Source organism: Paraburkholderia sp. MM5384-R2, from assembly GCF_014201025.1.
In the GTDB taxonomy this organism is placed as follows: domain Bacteria; phylum Pseudomonadota; class Gammaproteobacteria; order Burkholderiales; family Burkholderiaceae; genus Paraburkholderia; species Paraburkholderia tuberum.
Map to the genome: position 1 here is coordinate 209,581 of NZ_JACHDI010000011.1, position 12,990 is coordinate 222,570.

Genomic DNA, 12,990 nt, shown 5'->3' on the forward strand with positions numbered 1-12,990 from the left:
TCCATGTCGAATGCGGTCCGAGAAAATGCGACGTGCCAAAAGGACGGGCAAGCGAGTCGATTATTTCAGCCGCATCCGGCGATCACAAGAAGGCACCTGAAGGTTCCATACTTTCCCCATGGAAACAAATTGCTACGACGGCCCTCACGCCGCCGAGAACCCGCAGAAGAAAACCGATGACCTCGCGCGCAACGTCATCGAGCAGATCGCCGACAAGTGGACGATCCTCGTGATCGATGCGCTGGGCACCCATGGCGAGATGCGTTTCTCGCGGCTACGCGACGAGGTGGGGGGCGTCAGTCAGAAGATGCTCACGAAGACCTTGCGGCAACTCGAACGCGACGGTCTCGTCACGCGCTATGTGCATCCCGTGATACCGCCTCGTGTCGACTATCAGTTGACGCCGCTAGGACGCAGTCTGCTCGACAAGATCTGTGGGATCTGGGACTGGGTGGAAGCGCATATGACGGAAATGGAATCGGCGCGACGGCAATTCGATCTCGGCGAAAAGCGTACCGATCGCGCGCCTTCGAACCGTGACGCGGAGTCCGGCTCACAAACGCGCCTGGAATAGCCGAACGCGTTCGCAGCGCGCTTGCCATGGGTGGTCGAGTCGCCGGTGTCTTCCTGAACCGTCTCGAGACACGCGAGGCCGGCCACGATCGATAGCGGCTGTTGCTCGGATTGAAGGCCACCATGAGCGAGGCCGAACTGCATCTCCTGCGTGCCCGGCTGGACGGGATATTCGCAACAAGGGCGCCCGTGGCGAATTGCGCCGCGGCCTGCCCACCGGGATGGGTGTGGGGCGAAGCCGACGGCGAGGTCAGGCTGCACCCCGACGAAGCCGTCGTCGGAGCATTGCGCACCGTGTTCGCACGTTTTGGTGAGGGTTCTGTCGCAGTAAGGCCTTCCACCCGTCTGATTTAAGTGAAGGCATGCACCAATGCGACGCTCGAGCTAGCGACGAAGTCTTTCGGACATCGATGAATTCATCGACCCCACGCGATAAGCCAAGGAATAGCAGACGCGAGAGAGGCCGCCCCCGACACTGTTAGCAGTCCAAGCACGATTTTCCGGAACGCGACTTCACTCATGCCAATGTAAAGCCGTGCGCCGATTACGGATGGGACGACCATTGCCGGCGCCACTACGGCAAACATTGGAAGGTCCGTTGCCGTAATCGTTCCGGTGAAAGTGTACGTGACCATGGTTACCGAAAGTATCGTGAGATTGAAGTTTTGAACGAGCCCGCGCTGATGATCTTTATCGAATCCACGAAGTATGCACCACAGGTTCGGAAATACACCTGCAAATCCCCCGAGGCCGCTCATGACGCCACCCAACAGGCCAACCACGCCGTCGGCCATGGGACCGCCGCGTGAGATTCGCGGCAATCTGGTGGCGAAAAACATGATTGGGCACCATAGCACCAGTAGGGCGCCAAGGAAGGCCTTGAACCGGTTGACGTCCAACACCGGGAGGAGCGCAGCGCCGACCGGAATCCCAATCAAGCCGCCCAGTATGAACGGCAAAAGATCCCGCCAGCAGATCCTTCGACGCACGGTGATAACCGACATGATCTGGCCGGTCAAGGCTCCAAAAATCGCTAGCGGGGCTGCGAGCTGTGGGTCGAGTCTCCATACCCATACGGACATTGCCACAAGGCCAAAAGCAAAGCCAGAGAGCCCCTGAACAAAGCCGCCCGCTGCAGCGCCTACCGCTACGACAATAACGGAGCTTACTGACATGGTAGCGGCCTTCTTCCTGGCTACGAACTGCGATTGATAGATTGCAACCAATGCACGGCATGCGGACCGACGATCAACCCCGTCGATTCAACCTATCCCGCTCTACGACCGAAGCAACCCGCGGATCGCGGCCGACAACCCCGCATCAGGCTTTTCAGGTGGCTTGGCAAAGCTGCCGATTTTCGGGCTGACCGGGCGCAAGCGGCAAAGCGTCTCTGCCTGGCAAACCGCGCTGGATACGCCATCGATGACAGGTACCGGAAGCCTGTCCGCGACCGTTCGCGCGAGACCCGCGAGCGGCGCACCGGCAAGGATTAGCACGTCAGCCCCGTCTTCCTGAACGGCCTGATCGCACAGATCCAGCAACATGGACGCATGGTCATCCTGGACCGTTGAGGCGTTGCGCAGTGGACGATCGAGATGGCGAATACCTGCCAGTCTGCTCAGCATGCCGTATCGATCGACGGACTCGCGATACCAGGCGGTGATGCGCCGCGAGATGGCGATGATGCCGATGCGCTGGCCCATTTGCGCAGCCGTCATCAGCGCAGACTCGGTCATGCCGACCACCGGCACGTCGAGCACTTCGCGCAGTTCGAGGAGACCCGGATCGCCGAACGCCGCGATCATCACTGCGTCGTGTTGTCCAATGCGCTCACCTGCGATGGTTGCTGCCGCGTGAGCACCGAGCAGCGCTTCAAACCGCGTTTCGATATAGGCGACCCCACTCGCCGCCGTTGCCATTTCAATTTGCGTCTCGCTGGCGGCAACATGCCGCGCTTCGGCCTCGATCAAGTCGGTCACGCCGATAGATATATTCGGGTTGATGATCAACAGTTTCATGTTCACTCTCGAAGGATGACTGTCCAGGCGCAGCCACGAGGCGGCGACTAGCCGAAGATCGCGGAAAGATCGACTTCCGTGTCTTCCGGCAGAGAGAGATCAAGAGTTGCCTCGATATGATCGAGATGCGTGATCGCTGCTGCTACCGCCGCAGTCAGATCGCCCCTCTGCATCAGTTCGACGATTTCCGTGTGTTCGTGATTCGGACACGCGGGCACGTTCGGGGAATCGAACAGCAGGATGATCAGACACGTCAGTGACGCGAGTTCCCGCATCAATTTGGTCAGCGGCGGGCTGCCGACCATCTCGGCGATCAGGAGATGAAATTCGCCAGACAGGCGAATGACGGCGTGCTTGTCGCCCTTGTCGCGAGCTGCCCTCTCCTTCGCAATATGCGCGTGCAGCCGGCGGAAATCGTCCTTGTCCGCGCGCTCGACCAATGTGCGAATCAGCGCTGGCTCCATAATGCGGCGAGCCTGGAAGATATGACGTGCGTCATGCACCGATGGACTGGCGATATAAGCGCCGCGATTCGGAATAGTCGTCACGATGCCTTCGTGCGTCAGCCGGGCAAGCACCTTACGAATTTGCGTGCGGTTCACCTTGAATACGCCTGCCAGCTTCTCTTCCACCAGCTTCGTACCCGGGACGAGCCGGTGCTCCATCACGGCCGTCAGGATGCGCCTGTAAATGGCATCGAGCTTGTCGTCATCGACGCCCAGTATCTGTTCGGTGCTGCGCGCCTTGCGCGAGCGTGGCTCTTTCTCGGTCAACACTTCGGGCACCCTCGTCAAGCATGTATGTGTCGATGCAATTGTAGATTGTCACAAAACAAATTGGAATTGTTCAACTGTGCACTGCCATTTGTTCAGCAGCACCATGTGCGCGCTTAACAATACACGGCCGCACCTGAAGAGTGCCGCCGACGCGTCAACGCTTGACTTCCGCCAAGGCGGCCACGCGAGGATCACGAACTGGCAGATACTGCGCCGGTCGCGGCTCACCCGCAATTCAGACCGCCGAGACGACTAAACCAGACGAAGATTGGCACATGAGTTGCTTTGTCTGTCACAACGACAATCTATTTTGTGACAAAAAAGGAATCTCCTGATGCAGCTTGCCCGTCTGTCTTTCTCTACGCTGAGGCGTGCCGCCCGGGCGCTCGTCGCACCCGTCATGATGGCCGTCGCACTCGCCCCGACCGCCGGCCATGCGACGGACGCCGATCCGGTACAGCTTGGATACGCGAAGTGCGCGCATTGCACGCCACTGTCGCTGACTCCCCAGTACGCAACTGGCGTGAAATTAACCGCGGTGCCGTTCAACACGGGCAACGACGTGCTTACCGCGCTACTGTCGAAGAGCATCGACATCGCGCAGGTCACCTACCTCCATTACGTGACCGCACTCGACAAGGGGTTCAAGGTCGTGGCTGTCTCCGGCCAGATCAACGGCGGATCGCGCATTCTGGTAGCGAACGGCCTTCCGGTTCAGCCGGGCGACTGGGACGGCCTTAAAAAGCTCATCATGGAATACAAGAAGGAAGGCAAGCCTTTCCGCGTCGCCGCCTCCCGCGGCAATGCGCAGGATATCCATATGCGTGGCGCGTTTCTAACGCACGGCATCGATATCAACAAGGACGTTCAGTTCATCAACATTCCGAATCCGTCCGATCACGCTTCAGCGCTCCGCCGCGGTGAGGTCGAACTGATCACGTCGGTCGAGCCGTTCGCGACGCAGATCAGTGCCGTGAAAGCCGGCAAGTTCTTCGCCTTTCCGTACGACCAGGCTGCGGGCAAGCTGACCAACCTGATCGTCACGCGCCCGGACGTGATCGAGACCAACCCCCAGGGTGTGCTCGAAACAGTCCGTGCCATCGTCAAGGTCGATGAACTGATGGCGGGTAACAAGCCGCTTTTTATCGACACGATCCAGAAAGTGACCGGTCTCGACAAGGAGATCGCGACGGGTGCGGTACAGAACCTTGATCCGGACTACAAGATGTATCGCACCTCGGCAGTGGCCATTGCCAAAATGATGCACGACCTGAGGTACGTGAACTCGGACGTGAGCGACGCGGTCCAGAAGAACCTCGACTACAGCTTCCTGGAGAAGGTGACCGGCAAGCCCAAGGCTCAACTCGGCTATTAATTCGGATCGCGTGATGACATCGATAACTTCATCGCGTTTCTACCGGCACATCGAGCGGGGCATTGTCCCGGTACTGCTGATCGCCGGCTGGGAAGCGTTCTCACGCTCAGGCATCCTACCGGCGGCGCTGCTGCCCGCGCCTTCGCAGGTGCTGATCGCCTGGGCTGACTGGATCTTTTCGACCGATGGCAACACTCAGACCTATTCGGGCCACTGGATCTTCGACATTGCGGCGAGCGCCGGCCGCGTGTTCGCGGGGTTTGGAATCGCCACGGTAATGGGTGTCGCAATTGGCATGGCGATCGGGTGGTCGCGATCGGTCGAGTCGCTCGTCGAGCCGACATTGCAGACGCTGCGCCCGGTTCCGCCTGTTTCATGGATTCCGCTCGCGATCATCTGGTTCGGCATCGCCAACAAACCGGCGATCTTCCTGGTGTTCATGGGCTCGTTCTTCCCCGTACTGCTGTCGACGATCCATGGCGTCAAAACCTGCGACCGTAACCTGCTGAGAGCGGGCGCGATGACGGGCGGCACGGGCTCCATGCTGCTGCGTCACATCGTCTTCCCGGCGGCACTTCCCAGCATCTTCTCCGGTCTGCGCATCGCCATTGGCTCCGCGTGGATGCTGACGGTGACCGCTGAGATGGTCGCGGTCAAAAGCGGCGTCGGCTATGTACTCTGGGACGCCTACTACTTCCTTCGATACGACGTCGTCATCGCGTCGATGGTCAGCATCGGCCTGCTGGGCTTCCTGAGCGACTACGTGATCAAGGCAATCTCCGCGCGCGTCCTGCGCTGGCAACGGGGTTCCACACTGCAGGCACGGGAGCGCTGAAAACATGGCACTTATCACAATCGATCGCGTCTCGCGCACCTTCGAAGACACAAAACGCAAGCAGACCGTTACCGCGCTCGATAACGTCAGCCTGAGCGTCGAGCGCAACGAATTGCTGTGTCTGCTCGGCCCAAGTGGCTGCGGCAAGTCGACGTTGCTCAACATGATTGCGGGCTTCGACAAGCCTACTGCGGGCACCGTCAGCGTAGGCGGTTCGGTCGTCGAGGAGCCCGGCGCCGACCGTGGCGTCGTCTTTCAGCAAGCCAACCTGATGCCATGGCTACCCGTGTGGGAAAACGTCGCTTTCCATCTGAAGATGCGTAACGTGGGGAAGTCCGAGCGACGCGAGCGTGCACAGCGATACATTGAAATGGTGGGGCTGAAAGGCTTCGAAAACCATTTCCCGAGCGAGTTGTCGGGAGGTATGAACCAGCGGGTCGGCATCGCGCGTGCGCTCCTGATGAATCCGGAAGTGATTCTGATGGACGAGCCATTCGGCGCGCTCGACGAGCAGACCAAGATGGATATGCATGCCGAACTGATCCGGATCTGGCGCGAGAGCCGCAGCACGATTGTTTTTGTGACGCACGGAATCGACGAATCGCTTGCACTCGGCACGCATGTCGCGGTGATGTCGGCGCGGCCGGGACGCATCCGCGAACTGCTGCCCATCGAGCTGGAACGGCCTCGCGATCCGACCAGCGCGACATTCAACGACTACAAGCGCCACATCCTGTCCTTGCTGCGTCCCGAAACCGTGGCGGAGCTGGTTTGATGACAACCTTTGTCACAGGAAGCAGCGGCTTTGTCGGACTGGCGCTGACCGAGCGGTTGCTGGCCGAGGGCGAAACGGTCATCGGCTTTGATTGCAGCGCGCCGCGCGATGCCGCGTTGCGCGCGTTCGCCGCCCTGCCCGGCCGCTTTGTTGCCCTGACCGGCGATACCCGCGACATCCGTGCGCTGACAGATGCGATGCGTACGCACCGGCCATCGCGTCTGGTCACGCTGGCAGCGATCACTGCGGATGCCGCCCGCGAGCGCGCCATGCCGCAGACCATCTTTGACGTCAACGTCGGCGGCGCACTTGCCGCGCTCGCTGCGGCAGCGGCAGTGGGCGTCGAAAGGATGGTGCATGGCAGCTCCGGCTCAGTCTACGGTGCCAGCGGCCGGCAGAACACGCATCAGCTTAGCGAAGATCTGACGCCGCTGTTACCCGAGGCGCTTTACGGCATCTCTAAGCGAACCGCTGAAGAAGCCGTGCTGCGGCTTGCACGGCTGCATGGGCTCTCGCTGACCATTGGCCGTATCGGCACATGCTTTGGACCCTGGGAAGCCGACTCGGGCGTGCGCGACACGCTTAGCGCACCGCTCCAGGTACTGGAACGGGCACGCAGAGGCGAGACGGTCGTGCTGCCGCGCACTCATCGCCGCGACTGGCTGTACGTGCGCGATGCGGCGGCAGCGCTGGCTGCATTGCTCGCGCAGTCAGCGCTTGCGCACGTCGCATACAACGTGGCAGCAGGTTTCGAATGGAGCGTTGCCGACTGGTGCGACCGGCTTGCAGCAAGGTATTCCGGCTTCGATTGGCGGATCGCCCGCGAAGGCGACGTGCCCAACATCGATTACTACGCGGACTACGATCGCGCGTCGATGGATATTACCCGCCTTCTAAACGACACCCCATTCGTCCCGCAATACGACCTCGCTGCCGCGGAAGCGGACTTCGATCGATGGATAAAACGCTGATTCCATGAACGCCAAACCGCATTTGACTGCAAGCCTGAGCATGGAAGGCAAGGTCTGTATCGTGACGGGCGCCGCGTCCGGCATCGGACGCGCCATCGCGCGTCAGCTCGCCGCGAACGGTGCGGTTGTCGTGATTGCGGACATAACGACCGACGTCATCGAAGGCGGTGAGCCGACTGCGACATTGATTGTTCGCGACGGCGGCATAGCACACTTTATTTTTACCGACGTGAGCGACACGGCCCAGGTCGATGCACTCGTTGCGCAGACAGTCGCGCGTTTTGGCCGGCTGGACGTGCTGGTGAACAATGCCTGCATCCGGCATGCGCGCCCCCTGCTCGACATGGAAGAGGCCGACTGGCAGCGCGTGCTCGACGTGAATCTGACTGGCGTCTTTCGCTGCAGCCGCGCCGCCGTGCGGCAGATGACCGGCCAGCCGCCGGTAGATGAAGTGCGCGGTCGCATCGTTAATCTGTCGTCGCAACACGGCATGATCGCGGCGCCGGGGGATCTCGCTTACGGCACCGCGAAAGCCGCGATCGACTACATGACGCGGCAGATCGCAACCGACTACGCGCCCCACGGCATTGTCTGCAACGCCGTCGCACCCGGCAAGATTCAAACCGGTGCTAGCGGCCGCGCAATGGATCCCGTGGTGCTCGATCGCGCGACCCGGCGAACGCCGTGGCCGCGCCTCGGTCACCCGGACGACATTGCGCGCGCCGTTCTTTTCCTGGCAAGCGATCTCTCCACGTTCACGACCGGCACCACGCTGATGGTCGACGGTGGCTGGATGGCCGCATGAGCGCACACGACGATCTGCACGCTCCACTCGATCTGCTGATCACCGATGCCACGCTGCTGCTCGCAAATGGCCAGGCGCAGCGGGCGTCGCTCGGTATTCGAGGCGCACAGATCGCGTATATCGGAAGAGCGGCCGGCGCGGCGCCGCCCGCCGCTCGGCGCGTAGTGCCGCTTCCGGGACGCGTCATCACGCCCGGATTCATCAATACGCACTACCATGCGGGGTTGAACTTCGTGCGCGGCGTCGCGGCGGACTGCGGGTTTGCGCCGTCGTACACGCCCGGCTTACCGCAGGCGTCCTGGCTCACGCCCGACGAAGCGTGCGTGCTGTCGCGGCTCGGCGCGCTCGAAGCGTTGCAAGCGGGATGTACAACGCTCGTCGATAGTTTCGTGCATGCCGAGGCCACGGTCGAAGGCATCGCCCAGACAGGCGTGCGCGTCTTCGCGAGCCAGCGTCTGGCCGACGTCGATTTCACGTCGTTATTGGCGGGCGAGCGGCGGTTTGAACGCGCCCGTGGCGAGCGTCAGCTCGAACGCGCCGAAGCGTTCGTTGCACGATGGGCGGGCTGCGCCAACGGACGAATCCAGACCCACCTGACTGCTCACGCGCCCGATACCTGTTCGATCGACATGCTGAAGGATGTCGATGCGCCAGCCCGCCGCCTGAATCTGCAGGTCAGCACGCACCTCGCGCAAAGCGCAGAAGAAGTGGCGTGGGTTCGAGCGCAGTATGACCGCTCGCCGGTCGAACTGCTCGATGAACTCGGACTGCTCAATGAGCGCCTGCTGGCCGCCCACTGCATACACGTCAATGACACGGACATCGCACTGCTTGGCAAGAGCGGCGCACACATCGTCCATATTCCATTGGGCAACGCGATATCTGGACGCCTTGCGCCGACGCGCCGCCTGATGGAAGCAGGCGCGTCCCTGTGCCTCGCCACCGACACCATGCATGGCGACATGATCGAAGCCATGCGCTGGGCGCTCGCCATGGGCCGCCTTCAGGGAGGCGGCGTGGACAGTGACTGGCAACCTCACGATGTCTTCTCGATCGCTACGCGTCACGGTGCGTTGGCGCTCGGCTGGGGCGATCGCCTCGGCGAGATCGCGCTCGGCCGTCTCGCTGATCTGGTCATTCTCGATTTTCGCCGCTCACATCTCACCCCGTGCGTCGATGCGCTCGGCAATCTCGTTCACAACGCGAGCGGTGCCGACGTCGAAAGCGTCATCGTCAATGGCGAGTTCGCCGTCAGCGACGGGCACGCTCTGTTTGTCGATGAAGACGCCGTTCGCGCGGAAGCCCAAGGCGTCTGCGAGGCCGTCTGGCGACGCTGCGACACCCCACGGCGTCCCTATCCACCTGCTTCAGGTATCCACTCATGAGTCAACGCATCCGGCTGGGTATTCTCACGCCCTCTTCCAATACTTCGCTTGAACCGCTTACGCAGGCAGTTGTGGCCGCCCTTCCCGGCGTCAGCGTTCATTTCGCCCGCTTTCCGGTTACGCAGATCGCACTTAGCCCCGACGCGCTCGCCCAGTTCCAGCGCGACCATATCCTCGATGCCGCACGGCTGCTCGCCGACGCGCATGTCGACATGATCGGCTGGAGCGGCACGTCTGCAGGCTGGCTTGGCTTCGACCAGGACGAAGCACTGTGCGAGGCAATCACCGAGGCCACCGGCGTGCCGGCGAGCACCTCGGTCCTCGCGCTAAACCGCGCGCTCGGTGCCCTCAAGATCCGCCGGCTCGGGCTCGTGTCGCCGTACCTCGCCGACGTTCAGCAGAAGATCATCGCGAACTACGCGGCACGCGGCATCGATGCGTCGTGCGAAAGCCATCTCGGCATTCAGGACAATTTCGCCTTCGCTCTGGTGGACGAACCGACGTTGGACCGCCAGGTGGCCGACGTGGTCGCTGCCGGCGCAGAAGCCGTAACGACTTTCTGTACCAATCTGTATGCCGCGCACCGTGTCGTTCATTGGGAACAGCAGCACGGCGTGCCGGTGCTCGACACTGTGACGACCGTCGTTTGGGACATGCTTCGCCGCCTTAACGTGGACACTCGCCGCATCGACGGCTGGGGCCGACTTTTTCGGGAAATCTGATATGCCTGCATTCGATACTGTCATTCGCAACGCACGCGTGGTCACGGCCGCGGACATCTTCAGCAGCGACATTGGCATCCGCGATGGCCGGATCGTCGCCCTCGGACTCAGCCTGGGCAGTGGCGAGCGTGAAATCGACGCCGCCGGCCGTCACGTGACACCGGGCGGCGTCGATAGCCACGTGCACTTCGACCAGCCAACCGGGGACGGCTCCATCATGGCCGATGACTTCCTGTCCGGCACGACATCCGCAGCGTGCGGGGGCACGACCACGGTGATTCCGTTTGCCTGTCAGCAGAAGGGACACACGTTGCGCGAAGCGATCGACGATTACCACCACTGCGCCGGCGCGAAAGCCGTGATCGATTACTCCTTCCACATGATCATTACGGACCCGACGCCTCACATCCTCAAGGAGGAACTGCCCGCGCTGATCGCCGAAGGCTATACCTCCTTCAAGATCTACATGACGTACGACGCGCTCAAGCTGAGCGACCGGCAAATGCTCGATACGCTGTCGGTGGCGCGCAATGAGGGTGCGATGGTGATGATCCACGCGGAAAACGCCGACTGCATTGCCTGGCTGACGGAGCGCCTGCTCGAAGCGGGTCATACCGCGCCACGCTATCACGCGACGTCGCGACCGATGCTCGTCGAGCGCGAAGCCACCCATCGCGCAATCGCCTTCGCCGAACTGGTCGACGTGCCGATTTTGATCGTGCACGTGTCGGGCCGGGAGGCCGTCGAGCAGATTCGCTGGGCTCAAAGCCACGGTCTGAAGGTCTACGGCGAAACGTGTCCGCAATATCTATTTCTCACCGCCGACTCGCTTGGCTGCGACGACAGTTTCGAAGGCGCCAAGTGCATCTGCAGTCCGCCACCGCGTGACAAGGCGAACCAGCAGGTGATTTGGGACGGCCTCGAAAACGGTTCGTTTGAAGTCTTCTCGTCCGACCACGCGCCGTTTCGCTACGACGGCCCAGATGGCAAGAAAGCGCACGGCGAGAACGTTTCGTTCGATCAAGTCGCCAACGGTATTCCCGGTGTCGAGACGCGCATGGCTTTGCTGTGGTCCGAAGGCGTGCGTCAAGGCCGCATCACGCCGCAAAGCTTTGTCGCGCTGACGTCGACGAATGCAGCAAAACTGTATGGGCTGTATCCGCGCAAGGGGAGTATCGCGATCGGCGCCGACGCCGACCTCGTCATCTGGGACGAAGGGCTTGAATTCGAGATCAAGAATGAAAACCTTCATCATAACGTCGATTACACCCCATACGAAGGCATCCAACTGAGCGCGTGGCCCGCCCTCACGATGGCGCGCGGAGAGGTCGTATGGGACGGGCAGAAGCCTTGCGGGGAATCGGGACGAGGCCAGTTCCTGCCTTGCGCGCGACCCGATCCGGCGAAGCCCCGGCGGCGCAAGACGCTGTTGCCGCTTTGATTATCCGCCTCGAAGTCCGGGGGCTCGCGCGGCCCTGCCTCGCGTGTCTAGCACTTCAAGCCATGCGCTCTCAATTGTCCACATCGCGCATTTTCGCGCCAGCGCGGGCGATAGGCGCGTGCAGTTGTCGCCGGTCAGGCCAGTGTCTCCGTCCCTGAGAAGGGACGGATTGAACCGCTGACGAGCCGCCGCCTGCACGTATGGGTTGTTGCATTAAAAGGCCAGACTTAGAACCCTTAAAAAAATGAACGAAGGGGCTGTTAAGGAAGGTCTGCATAACCCCTCTAGTACTAAACCGCTGACGCGGTAGGGGGAGGAGTGCGAGGGCTGATGGCTGACGTTCATTGGTGGCGGTGAGCTGACGCAAGATCCCAACGAGGGGACGCAAACACCTCCAGGAGCAGTATGTGGATGCCCAACCGGGCTCCACCACTGCTTCCAGGAGGCTCGCCATGACACTACTGCGCCAACGCATGCTGAATGACATGCAGATCCGCATTCTTGCGGATAATACCCAGAAGTCCTATCTGATTCAGATACGCAGTTTCGCCCGGCACTTCCGCCGCCCGCCGGAACTGCTGGGTCCCGAGGAGATCCGGGCCTGGCTCGTCTACCTGCGCGAAGAGCGCAGGCTGGCACCCGCCAGTCTCGGCGCAACGATCGGTGCACTGCGCTTCCTTTACCGCGTGACGCTCAAACGCGACTGGAGCGACGAGGATTTTCCCTTGCCGAGAAAGCCGTTCCGACTGCCAGTCGTCCTCAGCCTGGAGGAGATCACCACCTTCTTCGAGTCGGTCGCCAGTCTCAAGCACCGCACCATCCTGATGACCGCGTACGCCGCCGGACTGCGGGTGTCGGAAGTCGTGCATCTGAAGGTGACCGATATCGACAGCAAGCGCATGGTGATCCGCGTGAACCAGGGGAAGAACCGTAAGGATCGCTATGTAATGCTCTCGCCGAGGCTACTCGAGATCCTGAGGCTGTACTGGCAGGACGCCCATCCTAAGGAATGGCTCTTTCCAGGCAGCATTCCGGGGCGGCCCATCACCCGCCATGCCGTGGGCGACGCATGCGAGCTTGCACGCAGGCGCAGCGGCATCACCAAACCCGTGACACCCCATTCCTTGCGCCACGCGTTCGCCACGCATCTGCTGGAAGCCGGTACTGATGTGCGCCGGATCCAGCTGCTGATGGGCCATAGGTCCTTATCGACAACGTCCCGGTATTACCGGCCGAAAGTTTTTATGTGCAGTGTCGAATCCAGCCCGCGATAGCAAAGGTCTCCGGTCGTAGAAACTCTACATAAAAGTTGGG

General features: G+C 61.4%; 14 protein-coding genes. 11 read left to right on the plus strand and 3 right to left on the minus strand.

The features are described 5' to 3' along the window. Positions 1 to 118: 118 nt before the first annotated feature. Entirely contained in the window at positions 119 to 574 is a 456-nt protein-coding gene (locus tag HDG37_RS19490; protein ID WP_184050443.1) for a helix-turn-helix domain-containing protein, read from the plus strand. Between the two features lie 122 nt (positions 575 to 696). After that, positions 697 to 927 (plus strand): hypothetical protein, encoded by a 231-nt coding sequence (locus tag HDG37_RS19495; RefSeq protein WP_221312072.1) that lies wholly within the window; start codon positions 697 to 699, stop codon positions 925 to 927. Between the two features lie 62 nt (positions 928 to 989). Here the strand turns inward: HDG37_RS19495 and HDG37_RS19500 are convergent, their stop codons facing one another. The 3 genes from HDG37_RS19500 to HDG37_RS19510 form a co-directional block, all read right to left on the minus strand. Further along, a complete protein-coding gene (locus HDG37_RS19500) occupies positions 990 to 1,748 on the minus strand; it encodes a sulfite exporter TauE/SafE family protein (RefSeq protein WP_184050445.1) in 759 nt (252 codons plus the stop codon). A gap of 102 nt (positions 1,749 to 1,850) precedes the next feature. Further along, entirely contained in the window at positions 1,851 to 2,591 is a 741-nt protein-coding gene (locus HDG37_RS19505; protein ID WP_184050447.1) for an aspartate/glutamate racemase family protein, read from the minus strand. A 47-nt stretch (positions 2,592 to 2,638) separates the two neighbouring features. Continuing rightward, complete coding sequence (locus HDG37_RS19510; RefSeq protein ID WP_184050449.1) at positions 2,639 to 3,367, minus strand: GntR family transcriptional regulator; 729 nt, start codon at positions 3,365 to 3,367, stop codon at positions 2,639 to 2,641. Positions 3,368 to 3,701: 334 nt separating this feature from the next. Here HDG37_RS19510 and HDG37_RS19515 point away from each other — a divergent pair, with 334 nt between their 5' ends. From HDG37_RS19515 to HDG37_RS19555, 9 genes are all read left to right on the plus strand, one after another. Continuing rightward, positions 3,702 to 4,742 carry an ABC transporter substrate-binding protein gene (locus HDG37_RS19515; protein ID WP_184050451.1) on the plus strand — a complete coding sequence of 347 codons (1,041 nt, stop codon included), beginning with the start codon at positions 3,702 to 3,704 and terminating at the stop codon, positions 4,740 to 4,742. A 13-nt stretch (positions 4,743 to 4,755) separates the two neighbouring features. Then, the gene (locus HDG37_RS19520) at positions 4,756 to 5,577 is read left to right on the plus strand and encodes an ABC transporter permease (RefSeq protein ID WP_184050453.1); all 822 of its coding nucleotides are present in this window, start codon (positions 4,756 to 4,758) and stop codon (positions 5,575 to 5,577) included. A gap of 4 nt (positions 5,578 to 5,581) precedes the next feature. Continuing rightward, entirely contained in the window at positions 5,582 to 6,352 is a 771-nt protein-coding gene (locus HDG37_RS19525) for an ABC transporter ATP-binding protein (protein ID WP_184050455.1), read from the plus strand. Further along, entirely contained in the window at positions 6,352 to 7,323 is a 972-nt protein-coding gene (locus tag HDG37_RS19530) for an NAD(P)-dependent oxidoreductase (RefSeq protein ID WP_184050457.1), read from the plus strand. The genes HDG37_RS19525 and HDG37_RS19530 overlap by 1 nt, the downstream gene beginning before the upstream one ends. A gap of 4 nt (positions 7,324 to 7,327) precedes the next feature. After that, positions 7,328 to 8,128, plus strand: a complete 801-nt coding sequence (locus tag HDG37_RS19535) for an SDR family NAD(P)-dependent oxidoreductase (RefSeq protein ID WP_260334937.1) — start codon at positions 7,328 to 7,330, stop codon at positions 8,126 to 8,128. Beyond that, positions 8,125 to 9,513: an amidohydrolase family protein gene (locus HDG37_RS19540; RefSeq protein ID WP_184050459.1), complete on the plus strand. Its 1,389-nt coding sequence runs from the start codon at positions 8,125 to 8,127 to the stop codon at positions 9,511 to 9,513. Before HDG37_RS19535 ends, HDG37_RS19540 begins: the two co-directional genes overlap by 4 nt. Next, positions 9,510 to 10,235 carry an aspartate/glutamate racemase family protein gene (locus tag HDG37_RS19545; RefSeq protein ID WP_184050461.1) on the plus strand — a complete coding sequence of 242 codons (726 nt, stop codon included), beginning with the start codon at positions 9,510 to 9,512 and terminating at the stop codon, positions 10,233 to 10,235. The genes HDG37_RS19540 and HDG37_RS19545 overlap by 4 nt, the downstream gene beginning before the upstream one ends. A gap of 1 nt (position 10,236) precedes the next feature. Beyond that, positions 10,237 to 11,676 (plus strand): dihydropyrimidinase, encoded by a 1,440-nt coding sequence (gene hydA, locus HDG37_RS19550; RefSeq protein WP_184050463.1) that lies wholly within the window; start codon positions 10,237 to 10,239, stop codon positions 11,674 to 11,676. A gap of 452 nt (positions 11,677 to 12,128) precedes the next feature. Next, on the plus strand, positions 12,129 to 12,950 hold the full coding sequence (locus tag HDG37_RS19555) for a site-specific integrase (protein WP_184050465.1): 822 nt from the start codon (positions 12,129 to 12,131) through the stop codon (positions 12,948 to 12,950). Positions 12,951 to 12,990 lie beyond the last annotated feature (40 nt).